We start from the raw sequence: 18,364 nt of genomic DNA, 5'->3' as shown, positions 1-18,364 counted from the left end.
CGCGTACGTCTAGCCAGTGATCGAGAAGAAGATCGTGTCCTGGGTGTACCAGTCGAGCTTCTCCGTGGCGAACTCCCACTCGTTGTGCTCGAACTCGAGCTTCTCGATGACCTGTTCCAGGTCGTACCGGAAGCTCGGGTCGAGCCGGTCGAGTACGGCCCGGTAGGCGTCCACGGCGGGCTTTGCCTTGGCCAGCGGGAACATGCCGATGTGCGGGCCGTCGTAGGGATAGGGAATGGGGAAGGGAATCTCCCGCGGCGGCCCGGCGAACAAGTGGTCGTGCAGCAGCAGATCGGCACTCACGCCCAGGCGGCGCAGCTCGTCGTCCAGCAGGCCGAAGAAGGTGGAGGGCTTGGAGTAGACGCCCAGCTCGGAGGGGTCGGAGGCGTTGCAGTCGATGATGTGCTGGAGCGCGCGGTAGTAGGCACCCGCGGCATACTCCGCATCCGAGTCGGCGTGACCGGCCAGGAGATGCTCAAGGGCATCGGGAATGGCCAGACCCCAGTCGATGTCCTGCCGCTCGAGCTCGAGTTGGCTCCTCCGCGCCTTCTCACGCATCGAGCCCAACCGACGCTCCTGGTCCGCGGTGAGCTCCCCGGCACCTCCGAGGTACGCCAGGACGTGGGCCTTGTCAGCAGTGCTGTACGAAATGATCCGACTCATGATCACCATGCTGCCAGCCACCACTGACAACCGGCTCGGCAGGCAAGGGGTTTCACCTCCGTAGGCTCAGGCGTCCAGCAGCGTTCCCGGCAAGGCGAACTGTTCGGTTCGGCCTGTCGGAAGATCCACCCGGGTCACCGCGCTCTCGGTGTAGAGCAGCCAGCCCGCCGGTGTCGGCGTGAGCGCGAGGGACGCCGCCACCCCCTCGACTCGTGCGCGGTGGAGTTCGCCACCGGTGGTGGCGTCGATCTCGATGAGTTCGGTGTCCTCTTCCGTGGCGACCGCGATCACGATCGAGGAGTCCGTCGCCACCACCGCGTCAGGGCGGCCGGCTGCGACCGAGACCGTCGTGGCGGTTTCCGTCCGGGTGAGCGTCACGTCCGCCCTTCCCACCCGGCCCGACGACGTCGGTGATCCCACGATCACCGGTCGGCCGGACGGGCAGGCGAGTTCCGTCACCTCCAAGTCCCTGGGCGTGGGCGCGGGTTCCACCTCCCCTTTGTTCAGGTCAGCGACGACGACCTCAGTGTCCGTGGCCAGGCACAGGGAGTCCGAGCCGGGATCGGAGGCGGCCAGGCCGATGGTGCCGGGGATGCTCAGCTCACGGCGTGTGGTCCAGTCCGACGGGTCCTTGACCAGCACACTGCTCGCGTCCGCCTGGTCCGGCAGCCCCGCCACCTCCGCGACCAGGCTCCGGCCCGGCAGGACCCGGCGCAGCCGTCCCCCGCCCGCCATGCCGTCCAGAACGTGGTCCGTTCGGTTGACCATGTATCGACGATCGGGCCCGCCGTCGCCCTTCGGAACGCTCACCAGCCATCGCCCGTCGGCGAGTTCGACGATACTCGGACTGACCGCGCTCGTGTCGTCGGCCTGTTGCGGAACCACCGCGAGACTTTCCGCGCGTGCCTGAGGGGCGTTGATCCCGACAACCGTCACCAACCCGTCGACCCTTGCCAGGGCGAACGTCGTCGCGCCCTTCCAGTCTCGCCCCAGCTCCACCCCGCCCGGGCCGGCGCACGCGGCCAGCACCGCCGTCGTAGCCAGCGCGGCCAGTGCGCGCAGCGGACGCGTCGTGCAAACCATCGAGCAGCTCACCAGTCCCTCATCGCGTCGGTCGGCGCCATGGTCGCCGCCCTGCGTGCGGGGAACAGCGCCCCGGCCATCACCACCGACACCGTCAGTCCCACGAGCAGCAGGAATGTGCCGAACGAGGGCAGCGGCACCCGGTCCTCGACGTAGGGCGCGAGGTCCGCGCTGCGGCGCAGCACCGCCGCACCGGCCCCACCGAGCACCGCGCCCAGGACGGCGCCGATCAGCGCGGCGACCGCACCCGCCAGTGCCATCTCGGTGAGGAGCATGACCAGCACCGCTCTCGTCCGGAATCCGACCGCCTTCAGGATCCCGATCTCTCGCGCCCGGCGTCGCGACAGCGCACCCGTCACCGTGACCGCGCCCGCGAACGCCAGCACGCCCAGCACCGCCAGCAGCACCTGCCCGGCCACCTTGACCAGTTCCAGGACGGCCGGCAGCGCGTCGAGCTGCTGGCGCAGGGTGACCGCGGGATAGCCAAGTTCCTGCACGGCCCGCATCACGCCCGGCACGTCCGCCGCGGTCCGCGCGACAACGGTCAGCTGGTCGTAACCGACGCTGCCGAGATAGGCGCTCTCCGGCTGCCCCGCCCGCCGCGCCGCCCACGTGATCACGGTGGAGTCGGCCGCGTACGCCGCGTCCGGCCCGTCGATCTGCCAGGAGGGGTCGTAGACACCGACGAGACGGGCCTTGCCGGTGACTCCGGTTCCCTCCCCCGGTCGTACGTAGCGGATCGTCTCCACCTCGATCTCGGTGCCCACCAGCCTGCTCAGGTTCACTCCTTGAGAGGCTGCCGGTGCCACGATCTCCCCCGGTTTCAGGGGGAAGAGCTCCTTGCGTACGGACTTGGTCACGGGCGGAGGGACTGCGGAGCGGTAAGTCGTCGCGTACAGCAGGGCGGTGGCACCGGCCTCACTCGCCACGCCGAACGACACCTGGGCCCGGTGCTGCACCGACACCACGTTCGGCAGCTTGGCCAGGCGCGCGGCCGTACGGTCGGTCAACTGCGGGGTGCCGGGGCGCCCTTCGGGACGGTCGACGGTGATGCTGCGGTTGGCCGCGCTCTCCCGGACGCCGGTGTCCGTGACGCTCTGCGCCCGGTCCGCGATGCCCAGGGCACCGAGGCAGACGGCCGCGGCCACGGCAACCAGTGCCGTGAGCCCGTACAGGCGGCGGCGCAGGGCGCGCACGTTGGCCACCGCCAGCGCGAAGACGCTCATGCGGCACTCCCCTCGGTCACCAGCGCGCCGGAGTCGAGGCGGTGCACGACATCCGCCGCCTCTGTCACGGCCTGGTTGTGCGTCACCAGCAGGACCGCCCGCCCCTCCTCCGCCAGTTCACGGAAGAGCGCGAGAAGCATCCGCTCGCTGCGGCTGTCGAGGTTGCCGGTGGGTTCGTCGGCCAGCACGACCGGCGGGTCGTTGATCAGCGCGCGAGCCAGCGCGACCCGCTGCTGCTCGCCTCCCGACAGCTCGCCGGGAAGGTGGTCGGCGCGCTCGGCGAGCCCGACCCGGTCCAGGAGGCTCCGGGCACGGGCCTCGCCTTCGCTCGGGCGGCCGAGGAACGGCAGCACGACGTTGCGCAGGGCCGTGTGCTGCGGCAGCAGGTTGTACGCCTGGAAGACGAACCCCAGCCGGGACCGCCGCAGGTCGGCGAGTGCAGAGTCGCCGAGGCCCGAGGTGTCCGCGTCCCCCGCGAAGACTCGGCCCTCGTCCGGCGGGGTGAGCAGCCCGAGGATGTGCAGCAGCGTGCTCTTGCCCGACCCCGAACGGCCGACCAGCGCCGACACCTTCCCTTCCGGCACGACGAGTTCGACATCGCGAAGGATGTCGACCCTCTTTCCACGCAGGGTGTAGGCCTTGCCCACGCCCTCCGCCCGCAGCAACGCGCTCACCGACGTGCTCCCGTCCTGTGTTCGTTTCCTTGTCCCGGGCCCCAGCCCATGGCCCCGCGCAATTGCCGGTCCAACGTCCACACGCCCCAGGTGGTCTTGAGGTCACAGGCGGGGTCTCCGGCGCCCACCTGGTACAGATCGGGCAGGCCCGGACAGCCCCGGTACGGGGTGACGCCGGCCCGCAGAGCGGCGCGCAAGGGCGCGTCCAGTGCTCCGTCGAGGAGCGCGTACGCCCGGACCACCAGGCTGTAGTCGTAGAGGGCGGCGAAGCGCTCCGGGCGCAGAGCCCACCGCCGCAGATCGGGTGCGGCGATCCGGAAGGTGCCGCGCGCCCGTCGTCCGATGTCGGACAGGCCCACGACCACCGTGGCCGCCGCCACCGCCGTGTCCGGCGTGCTCGGTTTCCACTCCCGGACCTCGGGGCTGCCGATGTCCGCTCCGGCGTCGGCGCAGTTGAGGGCCGTGCGCTGCCACTGTGTTGCGTTGTGCCGGGTCACGATCCTGGGCAGCAGCGCGCTGTCGGCGCAGAGCACTCGGGCGTCCTCGCCGGTGTCGCCGCCCGCGAGCCTGCGCAACGCCGCCCGACTGAGACGTTCGGTTCCGTCCTGGCTCGCGTTGCCGGACCTCTCGTCGTGGTCGAGGGCCGCGAGAAGACGGGGGTCTGTGCGGGGCCGGCCCGCGACGGCCCGCAGTCGCTCGACGAACACGGAGGCCTCCGGGTTTCCGACATAGGCAGCGGGGTCTCGCACCGTCCCGTCGTCGAGTCGCTCCTTCTCGAGCCGCCGCACCACCGGTGCGAACACCTCGCGGGACGCACCGGCCGCCTTGACCACGTGCGCGAGGTAGTAGAGCTGTTCGTACGGCAGGGTGTCCGCGCCCTCCCGGAGCACCGCCTCCCAGGTCGCGCGGTCGATGTCGGGCCGCCGGCCGGCCGCCTCCTGGATCAGGACGTAGTGGTACGTGTCGTTGAGCCGGTCCGCTCGGCCGTGGGGTGTCAGAGTCGCCCAATCGCCGGTTCCGGGAGCGGCGATCGAGGTGAGGGCGGCGGGGACGGGCTCGTCCAACAGGCGCAGCGAACTCGCCAGCGCGGCACTCCGGTCGAGCGGCAGGCCCGTCCTGACGCGTGAGCGCAACCAGCGGACGGTGGCGGCCCGGTCGGCGGCCGACAGATCCCGCAGCCGCCCGAGGGCTTCGAGTACGTCGAGTGCCGCCCAGGTGGCACCCAGCCGGGCCGCCACCGTGTCGTCGCCGAGCGCGGGGTCGACGTACCAGCCGCCCTTCGCCCTGAACTTCCGCACGGCACGCGCGTCCGCCGCGCCGAGCGCTTCAGGGGCACCGGCCCGACGCAGGGGGACCAGCCAGTCACGGCCCCACAGCGGCGACGCCGCCAACGCACCCCGGCGCAGCGCTGCGACCCGGTCCGCGGACGCGCTCGCCCTGGGGCTTCGGCCCAGCTCGGACAGGGTCCGCAGCGCATAGGACTGTGCCTCGGGAGGCGCGGGCTGGTCCCGCAGGAACGGCGGGTAGTGGTAGCCGTTCTGTGCGCTGACCAGGAGCTCGAACTGCCGGGACACAGGCTCTCCCGGTGATCTCACCTGCTCGGTGCCCGATGCGCACGACGCGAGCAGCGTGACGGCCACGACCGGCCCGGCACAGCTCAGGAGGCGCCCGCGTAAGCGCACTTCTCGCTGACCTTGATCGCGCCGGTCACCTGCGCCGAGCCACAACTGCGGGTCGACACGTAGAGGGTCGACTTGCTCGGGCGCATCTGGCCGTACGTGTCGGAGATGCTGGCGCGGGTGTTCTTCCAGCGCACCACGCCCAGGGACTTGCTGACCATGGTCAGCGTGGCCTCGGGGTTCTTCGAGATCGTGATGGAGACACCGACGCCGTGTGCCTTCAGCTCGGCGCGGTTCTGGATCCACTTCGCCCGCCTGGGGTTGGTGCCGGACATCTTCGTCGACGCCTTCCAGTCGCAGGCGTTGGCGTAGAGCGCGCAGTGCCAGGCGTTGATCACGATCCTGTTGCCGCCGGGCAGCCCCACGGAGGTGGCCGCGGAGGTCGCGTGCGTGGGGGTGGCGGAGAGCACCAGAGTCGCGGCGGCTAACGCGGCGGCAGACCCGTGCAGCAAACGTGTACGCAGCTCCTTGTTCACGGAGCGACTCCCTTGAGGTCCAGGACGACGGGCCTCATGAATACCGGGAGACGTTCTCGCAGCACACCTTGTCGATCACCACCAAGAGTGAATGACCTGCAAAAACACCCCTCAAGTGTCAAGCGTGCGACGGCTGCTGACCCGCCCTGAGGACCAAAGTGCCCTCCGTCGACGCCGCCCCCGCCAGCAGCGCATACGTCCCGTCCCTCCCCAGCAACTCCTCATGCGTCCCCGTTTCCGCCAGGCGGCCGTCCTTCAGGACCAGGATGCGGTCCGCGTCCGGGGCCAGGGTCAGGTCGTGGGTGATCAGGATGGTCGTGCGGCCCGACATCAGGCGCCGCAGGGGGCGGATCACCTGGTGGGCGGCCGGCGCGTCCAGGCCCGCTGTCGGTTCGTCCAGGATGAGGACCGGGGAGGAGCGGAGCATCGCCCGGGCTATCGCTATGCGTTGCAGCTGGCCTCCCGAGAGGGCCGCCGTGCCGGGGGCAATGCGGGTGTCGTAGCCCGCCGGGAGGGATGTGATGAAGTCGTGCGCCGCTGCCGCCCTCGCCGCCCCCTCGATGTCGTCCTCCGTCGCGTCCTCGCGGCCGCACGCGATGTTGTCGCGGATCGTTCCCGTCAGGATCAGGGTCTGCTGCGGCAGCAGCGTCACTTGTTCGCGCAGGAACTCCAGCGGTACGTCCGTCAGCGGCACCCCGTCCAGGCGGATCGTGCCCCGCGTCGGGTCGTAGAACCTCGTCAGGAGCTTCGTCAGCGTCGACTTGCCCGCCCCGCTCGCGCCCGTCACCAGGACCAGTTCGCCCGGGGACGCCGTCAGTGTCACGTCGTGGAGGGAGTCGGGAGCCGCGCCCGGGTAGCGGAACGATGCCCCGTGCACGCTCAGCCGGCCCCGTACCGGCCACGCCCCCACCGGTTCCGTCGGGTCCGTCACCGCCGGGCGCTCGTCCAGGATCTCGCCCAGCCGCTGCGCGCCCGCCGTCGCCGCCGTCAGGGTCAGGCCCAGTTGTCCCAGGCTCCGCACCGGCGGGTACAGGTAGCCGATGAAGGCCGCGAAGGCCAGCAGTTCACCCAAAGTCATACGGTTCGCGGAGATCTCCCAGACGCCCAGGCCGATCACCGTCAGGACGCAGAGCGTCTCCACCACTTCCACGAACTGTTCGTACAGCTCGCTCAGGCGCGCTCCGCGCACCGACGCCTTCATCCAGGCCCGGGCCTCCTGGTCCAGCCGCCTCGACTCGGCCCCGCCCCGGTTGTACGCCTGTGTCAGCACCACATTGCCCAGGGACTCCTCGACCACCGACGTGATCGCCCCGTCCGCCACCCGTTCCTCCCGGGACGTCGAGCGGACACGGCTCACGAAACCCCTGGCCGCCAGGAGGAACAGCGGCGCCAGGACGAACGTCACCAGCGCCAGGTCCCACCGCAGCCACAGCGCCGCCGCCGCGTAGAACAGCGCGGAGAAGGCTGCCGAGAAAGCCCCTACCGCCCCCGACACCACCATCTGTTCGATGGCCTCGACGTCTCCCGTCAGGCGCTCCACCAGGTCGCCCCGGCGGTGCTTCTGGAAGAAGTGCGGGGAGAGGGATTGAACGTGCGTGAACACCTGCGCCCGCAGGCGCCTGACGAATCTCTCCGCCGTCCAGGTCGCCAGTGAGTTGCCGGCGTAGCCGACCGCCGCCCCCAGGACCGCCACGGCGAGCCACTGCCCCGCCGGGGCCCAGAACGCCGACAGCGAGCCCGCCTTCAGCGCGTGATCCGTCAGCTCGGCGAACAGCAGAATCGCGGCCGTTTCGGCGAGCGCGGACAGCGTCACGCACATCAGAATCACAGCCAACCATCGCCGGTCGCCTCTCGTCAGCGGCCAGAAACGGGCGAAGGATTCTCTGGTCTCCCGCATACTCGCATTCCCTTCGGACCTGACCGGATATGGACCTGCCTGGACATGGACCTGCCTGGACATGGACCTGCCTGGACATGGCCGAGGCGGGGCCCGGAGAGGGAATCCCCGGGTCCCGCCTCGTGGCGTCGGCCTCAGCCCTGGTGGCCCACCGGGCGGCGGTTCCGGGCCTGCTTCTTCGGCGTCGGCCGAGCAGCACGCTTCTCGGCCGGGGCGGCGGGCTTGCGGTTCTTCCTGACCGGGGTGACCTTGTGGAAGCTCATCGGGTTCTCCTTTTCGCTTTCATGTCGTCCACGGCTTTCGCTTTCGACATGGAAAACACTACGAGATCCAGAACCCGAAAATCACCAATTCCGGTTAGAGCTGCATTAATAGCCACTGAGATCGGATTTCAGGCCGCCTCGGGAACCATTCGCCAATTCACACAGGACTTATTACGGGAAATCCAGACCCGCCCCGGCGAGACGCACCCTGATCCCCTCTTCCTCCACCCGGACGTCCGTCAGCCGCAGTTCCCCGCCCGGCGGCGGCTCGGGGAGCCGGAAACCGAGGGAGAGGCGGTCCGCCAGGGCCGGGCGGGTCAGTCCGGGCAGTGCCTTCATGAGCCCCGGGTCCAGACCCAGGCGCTCCAGGACCCCGGGATGCTCCAGCGCCAGGTCGATCAGGTTCACCCGCGTCGCCTGCTGGACGAAGCGAGGCGTTCCCGTCAGCTTCGACAGTTCCGCGTCCGAGCGCAGCGCCTCCCGTGCCGCCGCCTCCGGCAGCCCCAGACTGCGCGCCACCGACGGCACCGACAGCAACGCCTTCGCCTTCCGCGTCTCCTTCGCGAGGCGGGCGGCGGTCGCGCGCTTCAGGTGCAGGCCCTCCGAGGCGCGGGTTCCGGGGCGGTACGTCGCCAACTCGCCCACATCCAGCCGTATGCCGCCGATCTCGGTGGCAAGGCCGCCGGCGCCGTCCCTCCCGATGCGCGCCCGTGCCCGCAGCCGCAGATCGTGTCCGGCGACCGGCAGCACACCGCGCGCCAGGACCCGGTCCGGGCCGTCGGCGCTGAACTTGACCTGGGAGGCGCCCAGTTCACGCCCGAGGTCCGCGAAGGACAGCAGCACGTCGCCGTCCATCGACGGGACGCTCAGGCCGCGTATCGAGGCACCGTCCGTGGCCAGCCGTACGTCCGATGCCGTCGCCGTCACCTTCGCCAGGGACACCCGGTCCGCGGCCACGTCGGGGACCGTGACGCGCACCGACTCCAGGCGTTCGTCGGCCAGTTGGGTCAGGAAGGGGAAGCCGCCGATCTCCACCTCGGGAGCGGTGGTCAGGTTCATGCGGTCCTTGAGGGCGTCCGCGGCCCGGTGCTCGGCGTAGAGCAGGGCCCAGCGGTCCGCCAGAAGCAGGAAGGCGGTGACGGCCGAGAGGCCGATCACCGCCTTCGCCGCGAGCGGCAGACCCGCGAGGCGGCCGCGGCGGCGGCGACGCCTGCCGCCGCGGCGATGGTTGGGCGGAGCCCAGGGCTCCTCGGTCGAGTCGTCCGCCGACGCCTCGACCGGAAAATGCTCGCCTCCGTGCAGGGGATGCGTGTCTACGTGGTGGGGGGTACGCATCGATCCATCCGACCATGCGCACCGACCCCACCCGCAACCGTTACCCCTTGTTTGCGATTCAGCTCACGATCGTGATCCGGTTCGCCGCCGGCGGCGCGATCGGGTTGGTGGCCGAGGAGTTCGCCGTCAGGTACTGCTCCAGCGCCGTCAGGTCATCCGAGCCGACCAGGTCGTTCGTGCCCTGGCCCAGCGTGGTGAAGCCGTCGCCGCCGCCCGCGAGGAAGCTGTTGGTCGCGACGCGGTAGGTGGCCGCCGGGTCGATGGCCGAGCCGTTCAGCAGAATCGAGTCCGTCACCACACGGTCGGCGCCGGTCTTCGTCATGTCCAGCGTGTACGTCAGACCCGCCGACGGCTGCAGGATCTTCGGCGCGCTCGCGTTCGAGCCGCTGACCTGCTCCTTGAGCACCTGGATGAGCTGGGCGCCGGTGAAGTCCTGGAGGTTCACCGTGTTGGAGAACGGCTGGACCGTGAAGCCCTCGGCGTAGGTCACCACGCCGTCGCCCTCGGTGCCCTTGGCCGCGTAGGTCAGACCGGCCCGCACACCGCCCGGGTTCATCAGCGCCAGGTCGGTCCCGGGGTCCAGTTGCCTGCCGTGCGCCAGCTGAGCGTCCGCGATCAGGTCGCCCATCGGGGACTCGGTGCCGGTGCTCGGGACGTCGGCGGAGATGTAGCCGATCGCGCGGTTGCCGATGGGCGCCGCGAGGGTGTTCCACCTGGTGATCAGCTCGGTCATGTCGGTCGCCTTGGCGACGTCCCGGGTGACCACGTGGTTCGTCGACTTCACGGCCGTACGGGCGATGTCACCCGTCCACCGGTCGTACGTCAGCGTCGTGTCCGTGTAGAGACGGCCGAAGGACGCGGCCGAGGTGACCGTGCGGGGCTTGCCCGACGGGTCGTTGATCGTGCAGGCGTAGGCCGCGTGCGTGTGGCCGGTGACCAGCGCGTCGACCTGCGGGGTGATGTTCTTGGCGATGTCGACGATCGGTCCGGAGATGCCGTCACCGGCGCCCGGGGAGTCACAGTCGTAGTTGTACGCCTGCGAGGCCGGGGCCCCGCCCTCGTGGATCAGCGCGACGATCGACCGCACACCCTGGCGCTGGAGCTCCCGGGCGTACTTGTTGATCGTCTCGACCTCGTCCTTGAACTTCAGGCCCTTGACGCCCTCGGCGGAGACGACACCGGGGGTGTCCTCCAGCGTGACGCCGATGAAGCCGATCTTGACGTCCTTCTTCTTCCACACCCAGTACGGCTTGAGAAGCGGCTTGCCGGTCTTCTCGTTCAGCACGTTCGCCGCGAGGTAGGGGAAGTCGGCGCCCGCGAACTCCTCGTCGGTGTAGCAGCCGGCCGTCTCGTGGCAGCCGCCGTACTGGAGGCGCTTCAGCTCCGCCGGGCCCTCGTCGAACTCGTGGTTGCCGACGCTCGTGACGTCGAGGTCCAGCTTGTTCAGCGCCTCGATGGTGGGCTCGTCGTGGAAGAGGCCCGAGATCAGCGGGGAGGCGCCGACCATGTCACCGCCGGCCGCGGTGATGGAGTACTTGTTGCCCTCGCGGGCCTGGCGCAGGTGGGTGGCGAGGTACTCGACACCACCCGCGTTGATGGTCTGGGTGGTGCCGTCCTCGTTGAGGTGCGTGACCCGGCCGGAGGAGCCGGACGGCGGCTCCAGGTTGCCGTGCAGGTCGTTGAAGGACAGCAGCTGGACGTCCTGGTAGCGGCTGTACGAGCCGCCCTTGGCGCCCTCGTCCGCGGTCGCGGTGGCCGGCAGTGCGGCGGCCAGGGCGCCGACGGTGGCGAGGCCCGCGGCGGCGGTGAGGATGAGCGTCCGGCGTCTGCGACGGTGCCGTTGCTGCGTGGACATGGCTGGCATACGCCCCCCTGTGAGTCGTACGAAGCGGAAGAGAAGTCATGTGAGGGCGGTAGATCGCCCCGGCGCAGCCTAGAGTCAACGCGCGTAGCGCGGAAGGTGGTTCCGGGTTACATCATGGTTTCCGTCGGTCTGACTCCCCCGCGGCTTACCCTCGTACGCATGACCAGCGACGACACCGCACGGCCCGGTGGGGGCCGCTCCATCGAGACCTACTCCGCACTCGCCCCCGAGCAGACCGAGGCGGTGCTGGCGCTGCTCGCCGAGGCCGCCCGCACCGACGGCCAGCAGGCGGTGTCCGAACAGGGACGGCTGCAGCTGCGCGGCGGCGAGCGCGAGGGCGTGGCGCATCTGCTGCTCACCGCGGGCTCCGAACTCGTCGGGTACGCCCAGCTGGAGGACACCGATCCGGTGGAGGCGCCGGCCGCCGAGCTGGTCGTCCACCCGGCCCATCGGGGTCACGGGCACGGGCGGGCGCTGGGTTCCGCCCTCCTCGCCGCGTCCGGCAAGCGGCTGCGGGTGTGGGCCCACGGGGGTCACTCGGCGGCGCGTCACCTGGCGCAGGTGCTGGGGCTGACCCTGTTCCGGGAACTGCGGCAGATGCGGCGGCCGTTGGCGGACCTGTCCCTGCCCGAGCCCGGTCTGCCCGCGGATGTGACGGTTCGTACCTTTGTGCCGGGACAGGATGACGCCGCGTGGCTCGCGGTGAACGCCGCGGCCTTCGCCCACCACCCGGAGCAGGGTTCTCTCACGCAGCGGGACCTCGACGACCGCAAGGCCGAGCCGTGGTTCGATCCCTCGGGGTTCTTCCTGGCGGAGCGGGCCGGTGAGCTGATCGGGTTCCACTGGACCAAGGTGCACGCCGAGGAGGGGCTGGGCGAGGTGTACGTCCTCGGTGTGCGGCCGGGGGCGCAGGGGGGTGGGCTGGGGAAGGCGTTGACCGCGATCGGGCTGCGCCATCTCGCGGCGCAGGGATTGCCCACGGTGATGCTGTACGTCGACGCCGACAACAAGGCCGCGGTGTCCGTGTACGAGGGGATGGGGTTCAGTACCTACGAGACGGACCTGATGTACCGCACGGAGACGTAGTCCCTCGGCCGCTGGTGCGCGGGGGCCGGCCGTGCGGTTCCCCGCGACCCCAGGTGCGTACCGGCTCCCTCGACCACCAGGTCCAGCCCGCCACCGCCCCCGCCACCACCAGCGCCCACCACTGATGGGCGTCCGCCCACCCCGGATCCCCCACCCCCACGAACAGGTCCGGTACGAACAGCGCCGCCAGCACCCCCGCCGTCAGCAGGCCCGCTCCCACGCCCACCCCGGGTTCCGGCTCCTCGGAGCGTCTGATCCAGGCCGCCGACACCGCCGGCGCGAGCAGCCACGCGGCGCCCGCCTCCAGGGTGACCGCGCCCACCGGGGGCCGTAGTTCGGAAGGGACCAGCAGCACCGCCGAAGTCCAGAACAGGCCTGCGAAAGGCACCACCCACGCCAGGCGCAGGGCCTGCCGGACGGGCCGCCGTACCGGCACCGTCGCCGTCGTGTGACGGGCCGGGTCGTCCAGAAGGAAGGCCAGGCCCAGGGCGAAGGCCAGGGCCGCGGCGCGCAGGGCGTTCAACGTGAGCCAGGGTGTGAAGGCCTCGGGGAACAGCCGCGCCGAGCCGGTCAGCGCGAGTCCCGCGGCGGCCCCGGCGCCGAGCGCCCGCCAGGGCACCGTACGCCCGACGTACCGGATCACTCCTCGCATCCGTCCTTCTCCGTGATCCCCTTCACCCCGACCAACTCGGCGGCCTCGGCCGTGGTGAGCCCCGGTGTCGTCAGCTCGGTCCAGTGCCGCTTCACCAGCGCCGTCACCTCCGCCTTCGGGCGGGTGAGCAGCCGCCGTACGACCTCGGTCTGGCCCTCGGACATGTACAGCGGGTTCGTCGGGGAGAGCACGACCGCCGCGCCGGAGACGCTGTCGTCGAGGCGGACCGCCCGCAGCGCGTCCATCGGTGCGTCCTGCCAGCCGAGGGCCAGCCACATCACGGTGACCACCCGCCCGTCGCACAGTTCGTTGGCCCCCCGCTCCTTCCCGGTCACCAGCACGGTGGCGACGGCCGAGGAGAACTCGGGCACCCGGGGTCCGCCCCAGCGGGTGCCGACGGTGACCTCGTGCGCGGTGCCGGAGGGGTCCAGTGCGCCGTCGCCGGACAGGCCGTACCGCGCCTCCACCCGCTGGCGGACGTGGAGCGGCTGGTCGTGGGCGCTGCCGCCGGCGAGGCCCGAGACCTCGTCCACCACCTGCGCCCAGGTGCCGATCCGGGGCGTCCACTCCGGATACGCGCAGTACGTCGACCGCCCGCGCTGCACGCACTCCTGTTCCGGGTCGAACGTGGCCTTCTCGCGGGCCGCCGTGAGGGAGGCCGGAGTCCCCCCGGACTGGGCGACCGCGCCGATCAGGGTCAGGGCGACCGCGACGCCGAGGGCGGGATAGAGGGCCCGGACGCGGTGGCCGCCACCGGCCACCACCGCGAGGACGCCGACCGTGAGGCCGAGGCCCAGCAGGTACAGGGCGTGCCAGGCGGCCGGGCGGCCCAGCAGGTCGGAGGGGAGCGACTCGGAACTGCTCTCGCCGACCACCGGGGTCAGCCAGCGGGTCCCCGACTCGCCGTCGCCCGGGGCCACACCGAGGACCAGGAAGAAGAGGAAGAACACGACCAGGAGCGGGCCCACGAAGGGCGATTTCAGCAGCCGGGCCAGCAGGACGCCGAGCGCGCCGAACAGCAGCACCGTCAGCGGTCCGACCAGCAGCTCGGCCGGTGAACCGTGTCCCACGGCACCCGGCTTGAGCGCCTCCCAGCCGAACTGCAGGCCCACGCCCACGGCGGTCAGCAGCGCGGCGGGCACGACGGACAGCACATGGGCGAGCGAGCGGCGCCAGGTGCTGACAACCAGCACGCCGAAGAGCCGTTCGGTGTCGCGGCGCCTGGCGCGCAGCACGGCCAGGTTCACGCTCAGCAGGACCGCGAGGGCGACGAGCAGGGGCGCGCTCTGGGTGGCGCGGTCGGCGTCCTGGAGGGCGGGGAAACCGCCGTAGGAGTCGCGGGTGGTCCAGACGATCCAGGCCCCGTACACCGCGAAGGCGACCAGGACCGGGACCGACAGCAGGAGCCTGCGCGCCTCGACCCGGGCGAGTGCGAGGACGGACGTGCCGGAGGCGGCGGACCGGGAGACCACAGGGGGTCGCTCGAGGGTCGTGGTCATGCCGTCACCGCCAGGCCCTGGCCGTCGAGGGTGAGCAGGTAGCCGTCCTCCAGGGTGGGTTCGAGGAGTTCGGCGCCGGGCGGTGGATCGCCCACGTTGCGGAAGGTGCCGGCGCCGGTGCGCCAGCCCGCCATGGCGTGCGGGGCGCGCTCGGCGCCGCTCCACACCCGGCCGGCCGCGCGCTCGGTGAGTTCGGCGGGGGTGCCGTCGAAGTGGATCCGGCCGCCGGCCATCACCAGGACGCGGTGGCAGAGCATCGCCACGTCCTCGGTCTGGTGGGTAGACAGCAGCACGGTCCGCCCCTCACCGGCCCGCGCGATCAACTCCCGGAACCGCATGCGCTGTTCGGGGTCGAGCCCGACGGTGGGCTCGTCGAGGACCAGGAACCCGGGGTCACCGACGAGGGCCGCGGCGAGCGCGACCCGCTGCCGCATACCGCCGGACAGCTTCTTGATCTTCTTGCCGCGTACGTCGCCCAGGCCGACCTCGTCCAGGACGCGGCGCACCTCGCGGTGGCGGGCCGCACGTTGGTGGAGTTCCTTGAGGATCGCGACGTAGTCGACGAACTCGAAGGAGGTGAAGTCCGGGTGGAAGCCGGGCGTCTGCGGCAGATAGCCGAGCCGCCGCCGCACCTCCTGGCGTCCGCGCGCCGAACCGGGGTCGTGCCCGAGCACGGTGAAGGAGCCGCGCTGTGCGGGCACGGCGGTGGCGAGCACCCGCAACAGGGTGGTCTTTCCGGCGCCGTTGGGCCCGAGCAGCCCGGTCACGCCCGGGGTGAGCCCCAGCGACACGTCGTCGAGGGCACGGGTGCCGCCGTAGTGCAGGCTGAGGCCCGCGGCGGAGACGGTGAAGGTCATACGGCGCTCCTGGGGAACACGTCGAATCGGTCACGTACGAGGTAGAGCAGGCCGACCGCGAGGGCGGCGATCGCGGCGGCCGTGGCCTGGCCGGCGGCGGTGAACGGGATGAGCTGTTCCGTGTCGCGCGCCTGGGCCGCCGCGACTACGGCCACCCACACCCCGCCTACCAGGCAGGGCGCGAGGACCGGGCCGAGCCGTGGGGTGAGGGCGAGCGCGGTGGCGGTGAGGGCGAGGGCGGGCAGCAGCCAGGCGAGGGCGCGCAGACCGTAGGCGGGCAGGGCGAGCGTCGCCACGCCGTTGAGGCCGAGTCCGGTGGCGAGTACGGCGGTCGTACGGATCATCAGCAGCCGGAACCCGTGCACCGGGGAGACGACGGCCATCTCGTACGTCGGGTCCAGCGCGGGTCCGTAGCTGAGCGCGACCCCGGCCAGCGGCAGCAGCGGGGCGAGGGCGAGGAAGAGGGTCACGTTGCCGGCGGTGTACACCACACCGACCGTCATGAGCAGCAGGACCACCACCGACGCCAGCCAGGAGTGGCGGAGCACCGGCGTGGCCGCGAGCAGGCGCGCGGTGTGGTCGGCGACGCCGAGCCGCAGCAGCAGCCCCTCGACGAGGCCCGGCCGGGGCGCGTCCAGTTCGGCGTCGAGCCGCTCCCAGCCGAGGTCGACGGGGTCGCTCAGCTCGGCGAGGCCGGCCCGGCACTCGGCGCAGGCGGCGAGGTGGGTATCGGCGGACCAGAGCAGGGGCGCCGCCAGCTCGGCCCGGGCGTAGGCCCGCAGGTCCTCTTCGGATACGTGCCAGGTCATGCCAGCGCCTCCCGCAGTTGCTTCCGGGCCCGCATCGCCCGTGTCTTGACGGTCCCGGGCGGGATGCCCAGCACCACGGCCGCCTCCCGGGTGGTCAGCCCGTCGACGACCGTGGCCTGGAGCACCGCGCGCAGTTCCGGTGAGAGCCGGACCAGCGCCCCCGCGAGGTCCCCGTGCTCCACCCCCGCGAGCACGCGTTCCTCGGCGGACACCTCCTCCCGGTGCCGCAGCCGGGCCAGCGCCTGCCGCAGTCGGCCCCGGGCGCCGTCGCCGCGCAGCACGTCGACGAGACGCCGAGACCCGATCCGCCACAGCCACCCGGCTGGATCTGCGGTGGACCCGTCCTCCCGGTACTTCGCGGTCCCCCGCCACACCTGGAGAAACGTCTCCTGTACGACGTCGTCGACGATCCCGGGGTCGGCGCACCGGCTGCGCAGCCGTGCGGTCAGCCAGGGGGCGAACCGCCGGTACAGCTCCTCGAAGGCGCGCCGGTCCCTGTCCGCCGCGACGGCACGCAGCAGTTCCCCGTCGCTTCTCGTTTCGCTCACGTCACCTCATCGGACGAGCCCCCAGGACCGGTTCACGGAATCACGGCTTGACTTTCGGGCTCCACTTGCACCACCCTTTCACTACTCAATTAGTGAAAGGGTGGTGGAGCGGGTGGTCGAGTACCGCATCGACCGGCGCAGCGGCGTCGCCACCTACCTGCAGATCGTCCAGCAGACCAAACAGGCCCTGCGCCTGGGCCTGTTGGCACCGGGGGACAAGCTGCCCACCGCACGGGAGGTCGTGGAGGCGACCGCCATCAACCCGAACACCGTCCTGAAGGCCTATCGCGAGCTGGAGCGCGAGGGTCTGGTCGAGGCCCGCCGCGGGCTCGGCACGTTCGTGCGGAAGTCCCTGGGCGCCGCGCCCGCCGACTCCCCGCTGCACGCGGAACTCACGGACTGGGCGGTGCGGGCGCGAGCGGCGGGCCTGGAGCACGACGACGTCGCGGCCCTGTTCACGGCCGTACTGGAAGAGCACTTCAAGGGGGACGAGGCATGACCGACACCGCCATGGCGGCGGCCGGACTCGGCAGGAGATTCGGCCGGCGTGGCAAGCGCGCCCTGGAGGGCTGCGAGTTCCGGCTCCCCGTCGGACGGATCTGTGCCGTCGTCGGGCCCAACGGCGCCGGGAAGTCCACGCTGCTCGCCCTCGCCGCCGGGCTGCTCCGGCCGAGCGAGGGGAGCATCAGCGTGCTGGGCACCAGCCCGGCCGAGGCCCGCGAGCGCATCGCCTACGTCGCCCAGGACAAGCCCCTGCACCCCCAGCTCACCGTCGCCGCCATGCTGCGGTTCGGGCGGGAGCTGAACCCCGGGCGCTGGGACGCGGCGGTCGCCGAGCGGATCGTCGCCGAGGGCGATCTGGACCCGTCCTGCAAGATCCGCACGCTCTCCGGCGGCCAGCGCACCCGGGTCGCGCTGGCGCTCGCCCTCGGCAAGCGCCCCGAACTGCTGCTCCTGGACGAGCCGATGGCCGACCTCGACCCGCTCGCCCGGCACCAGCTCACCGGCACGCTGATGGCGGACGCGGCCGAACACGGCACTACGGTTGTCATGTCCTCGCACGTGGTGGCGGAGCTGGAGGGCTCCTGCGACCACCTGCTGCTGCTCGGCTCCGGCCGGGTCCGGCTCGCCGGCCCCCTGGAGGACGTCCTGGCCGCGCACACCCTCGTCACCGGCCGCGCCGAGGACTCCCTCGCCCCGCACACGGTCGTCGAGTCCCGCACGACGGGCCGCCAGCTCACGGCGCTGATCCGCCCCGAGGGCCCCCTGGCCCCCGGCCTCCAGCCGACCGAGCCGACCCTGGAGGAGCTGGTCCTCGCCCACCTGCGCGCCCCCGAGGCGCCGGCCCTGACCGTGACCGAGACCCAGGAGGCCGCCGTATGACCGCCGTGATCGCGCGAGCGCCGGGCGCCGCGCCGCACCGGCGACAGGCCCCCGGCCACAAGGGCTTCCGGTCGCGCTCGCGAGCGACCGGCGCCGCGCCGCACAGGCTTCGGGGCCTCAGCCGCGAGAGCCGCCGGCCGGACGCGCACGACCCCAACGACACGGCCGCCCCGCATGCCGCGACCAGGCAACCCGCCACCGCCGCGGCCCCCACCCCCCGACCGCAGACGCCCCCCGACCACGAGAACTTCCGGGCGGACGCCCACGACCCCCACCACAAGACCGCCCCAAGCACCACGACCAGGCAACCCGCCACCGCCGCAGCCCCCACCCCCCGACCCCAGACGCCCCCCGACCACGAGAACTTCCG

18 protein-coding genes and 1 pseudogene are annotated in these 18,364 nt (G+C 71.8%); 4 read left to right on the top strand and 15 right to left on the bottom strand.

The features are described from left to right. Positions 1-9 precede the first annotated feature (9 nt). The 10 genes from ACWDRW_RS02200 to ACWDRW_RS02155 form a co-directional block, all read right to left on the bottom strand. Complete coding sequence (locus ACWDRW_RS02200; RefSeq protein WP_451718801.1) at positions 10-663, bottom strand: DUF7691 family protein; 654 nt, start codon at positions 661-663, stop codon at positions 10-12. Positions 664-729: 66 nt separating this feature from the next. After that, positions 730-1,746 (bottom strand): hypothetical protein, encoded by a 1,017-nt coding sequence (locus ACWDRW_RS02195; protein ID WP_451718799.1) that lies wholly within the window; start codon positions 1,744-1,746, stop codon positions 730-732. An 8-nt stretch (positions 1,747-1,754) separates the two neighbouring features. Further along, a complete protein-coding gene (locus ACWDRW_RS02190; protein ID WP_451718796.1) occupies positions 1,755-2,972 on the bottom strand; it encodes an ABC transporter permease in 1,218 nt (405 codons plus the stop codon). Beyond that, positions 2,969-3,646, bottom strand: coding sequence for an ABC transporter ATP-binding protein (locus ACWDRW_RS02185; protein ID WP_451718793.1), 678 nt, complete (start codon positions 3,644-3,646; stop codon positions 2,969-2,971). Before ACWDRW_RS02185 ends, ACWDRW_RS02190 begins: the two co-directional genes overlap by 4 nt. After that, the gene (locus ACWDRW_RS02180) at positions 3,643-5,220 is read right to left on the bottom strand and encodes a hypothetical protein (protein WP_451718791.1); all 1,578 of its coding nucleotides are present in this window, start codon (positions 5,218-5,220) and stop codon (positions 3,643-3,645) included. Before ACWDRW_RS02180 ends, ACWDRW_RS02185 begins: the two co-directional genes overlap by 4 nt. An 83-nt stretch (positions 5,221-5,303) precedes the next feature. Further along, positions 5,304-5,801 carry a hypothetical protein gene (locus tag ACWDRW_RS02175; protein ID WP_451718788.1) on the bottom strand — a complete coding sequence of 166 codons (498 nt, stop codon included), beginning with the start codon at positions 5,799-5,801 and terminating at the stop codon, positions 5,304-5,306. Positions 5,802-5,919: 118 nt separating this feature from the next. Continuing rightward, a complete protein-coding gene (locus ACWDRW_RS02170) occupies positions 5,920-7,698 on the bottom strand; it encodes an ABC transporter ATP-binding protein (protein WP_451718786.1) in 1,779 nt (592 codons plus the stop codon). Between the two features lie 134 nt (positions 7,699-7,832). Further along, on the bottom strand, positions 7,833-7,961 hold the full coding sequence (locus ACWDRW_RS02165; protein WP_451718783.1) for a hypothetical protein: 129 nt from the start codon (positions 7,959-7,961) through the stop codon (positions 7,833-7,835). 171 nt (positions 7,962-8,132) lie between these two features. Next, on the bottom strand, positions 8,133-9,296 hold the full coding sequence (locus ACWDRW_RS02160; protein WP_451718780.1) for an LmeA family phospholipid-binding protein: 1,164 nt from the start codon (positions 9,294-9,296) through the stop codon (positions 8,133-8,135). A gap of 58 nt (positions 9,297-9,354) precedes the next feature. Then, positions 9,355-11,160, bottom strand: a complete 1,806-nt coding sequence (locus ACWDRW_RS02155; RefSeq protein ID WP_451718777.1) for a bifunctional metallophosphatase/5'-nucleotidase — start codon at positions 11,158-11,160, stop codon at positions 9,355-9,357. Between the two features lie 159 nt (positions 11,161-11,319). On the opposite strand from ACWDRW_RS02155, the gene mshD reads away from it, so the two are divergent. Next, positions 11,320-12,246: a mycothiol synthase gene (mshD, locus tag ACWDRW_RS02150; protein ID WP_451718774.1), complete on the top strand. Its 927-nt coding sequence runs from the start codon at positions 11,320-11,322 to the stop codon at positions 12,244-12,246. Here the strand turns inward: mshD and ACWDRW_RS02145 are convergent. The 5 genes from ACWDRW_RS02145 to ACWDRW_RS02125 are packed head-to-tail and all read right to left on the bottom strand — an operon-like array spanning position 12,203 to position 16,611. Then, a complete protein-coding gene (locus tag ACWDRW_RS02145; RefSeq protein WP_451718772.1) occupies positions 12,203-12,898 on the bottom strand; it encodes an ABC transporter in 696 nt (231 codons plus the stop codon). The genes mshD and ACWDRW_RS02145 overlap by 44 nt on opposite strands. Beyond that, a complete protein-coding gene (locus ACWDRW_RS02140; protein WP_451718770.1) occupies positions 12,886-14,397 on the bottom strand; it encodes an ABC transporter permease in 1,512 nt (503 codons plus the stop codon). The genes ACWDRW_RS02145 and ACWDRW_RS02140 overlap by 13 nt, the downstream gene beginning before the upstream one ends. After that, positions 14,394-15,254 (bottom strand): ABC transporter ATP-binding protein, encoded by an 861-nt coding sequence (locus tag ACWDRW_RS02135; protein WP_451718767.1) that lies wholly within the window; start codon positions 15,252-15,254, stop codon positions 14,394-14,396. Before ACWDRW_RS02135 ends, ACWDRW_RS02140 begins: the two co-directional genes overlap by 4 nt. Beyond that, the gene (locus ACWDRW_RS02130; protein WP_451718764.1) at positions 15,251-16,063 is read right to left on the bottom strand and encodes a zf-HC2 domain-containing protein; all 813 of its coding nucleotides are present in this window, start codon (positions 16,061-16,063) and stop codon (positions 15,251-15,253) included. Before ACWDRW_RS02130 ends, ACWDRW_RS02135 begins: the two co-directional genes overlap by 4 nt. Continuing rightward, entirely contained in the window at positions 16,060-16,611 is a 552-nt protein-coding gene (locus ACWDRW_RS02125) for an RNA polymerase sigma factor (RefSeq protein ID WP_451718761.1), read from the bottom strand. Before ACWDRW_RS02125 ends, ACWDRW_RS02130 begins: the two co-directional genes overlap by 4 nt. A gap of 112 nt (positions 16,612-16,723) precedes the next feature. Here ACWDRW_RS02125 and ACWDRW_RS02120 point away from each other — a divergent pair, with 112 nt between their 5' ends. From ACWDRW_RS02120 to ACWDRW_RS02110, 3 genes and pseudogenes are all read left to right on the top strand, one after another. Next, complete coding sequence (locus tag ACWDRW_RS02120; RefSeq protein ID WP_451719556.1) at positions 16,724-17,110, top strand: GntR family transcriptional regulator; 387 nt, start codon at positions 16,724-16,726, stop codon at positions 17,108-17,110. Beyond that, positions 17,107-17,994, top strand: coding sequence for an ABC transporter ATP-binding protein (locus ACWDRW_RS02115; protein ID WP_451718758.1), 888 nt, complete (start codon positions 17,107-17,109; stop codon positions 17,992-17,994). Before ACWDRW_RS02120 ends, ACWDRW_RS02115 begins: the two co-directional genes overlap by 4 nt. Continuing rightward, positions 17,991-18,364: pseudogene (locus ACWDRW_RS02110) on the top strand (hypothetical protein); the annotation flags it as partial. The gene ACWDRW_RS02115 and the pseudogene ACWDRW_RS02110, both read left to right, overlap by 4 nt.

The sequence above is a fragment of the Streptomyces sp. NPDC003635 genome (assembly GCF_053587635.1).
This window is presented reverse-complemented; position numbering and strand designations above follow the sequence as displayed.

What these genes read in the sequence shown, in the direction of transcription:
- ACWDRW_RS02200 (WP_451718801.1), bottom strand. Translation starts at nt 663, where the DNA reads ATGAGTCGGATCATTTCGTACAGCACTGCTGACAAGGCCCACGTCCTG.
- ACWDRW_RS02195 (WP_451718799.1), bottom strand. Translation starts at nt 1,746, where the DNA reads ATGGTTTGCACGACGCGTCCGCTGCGCGCACTGGCCGCGCTGGCTACG.
- ACWDRW_RS02190 (WP_451718796.1), bottom strand. Translation starts at nt 2,972, where the DNA reads ATGAGCGTCTTCGCGCTGGCGGTGGCCAACGTGCGCGCCCTGCGCCGC.
- ACWDRW_RS02170 (WP_451718786.1), bottom strand. Translation starts at nt 7,698, where the DNA reads ATGCGGGAGACCAGAGAATCCTTCGCCCGTTTCTGGCCGCTGACGAGA.
- ACWDRW_RS02165 (WP_451718783.1), bottom strand. Translation starts at nt 7,961, where the DNA reads ATGAGCTTCCACAAGGTCACCCCGGTCAGGAAGAACCGCAAGCCCGCC.
- ACWDRW_RS02160 (WP_451718780.1), bottom strand. Translation starts at nt 9,296, where the DNA reads ATGCGTACCCCCCACCACGTAGACACGCATCCCCTGCACGGAGGCGAG.
- ACWDRW_RS02155 (WP_451718777.1), bottom strand. Translation starts at nt 11,160, where the DNA reads ATGCCAGCCATGTCCACGCAGCAACGGCACCGTCGCAGACGCCGGACG.
- mshD (WP_451718774.1), top strand. Translation starts at nt 11,320, where the DNA reads ATGACCAGCGACGACACCGCACGGCCCGGTGGGGGCCGCTCCATCGAG.
- ACWDRW_RS02145 (WP_451718772.1), bottom strand. Translation starts at nt 12,898, where the DNA reads ATGCGAGGAGTGATCCGGTACGTCGGGCGTACGGTGCCCTGGCGGGCG.
- ACWDRW_RS02140 (WP_451718770.1), bottom strand. Translation starts at nt 14,397, where the DNA reads ATGACCACGACCCTCGAGCGACCCCCTGTGGTCTCCCGGTCCGCCGCC.
- ACWDRW_RS02135 (WP_451718767.1), bottom strand. Translation starts at nt 15,254, where the DNA reads ATGACCTTCACCGTCTCCGCCGCGGGCCTCAGCCTGCACTACGGCGGC.
- ACWDRW_RS02130 (WP_451718764.1), bottom strand. Translation starts at nt 16,063, where the DNA reads ATGACCTGGCACGTATCCGAAGAGGACCTGCGGGCCTACGCCCGGGCC.
- ACWDRW_RS02115 (WP_451718758.1), top strand. Translation starts at nt 17,107, where the DNA reads ATGACCGACACCGCCATGGCGGCGGCCGGACTCGGCAGGAGATTCGGC.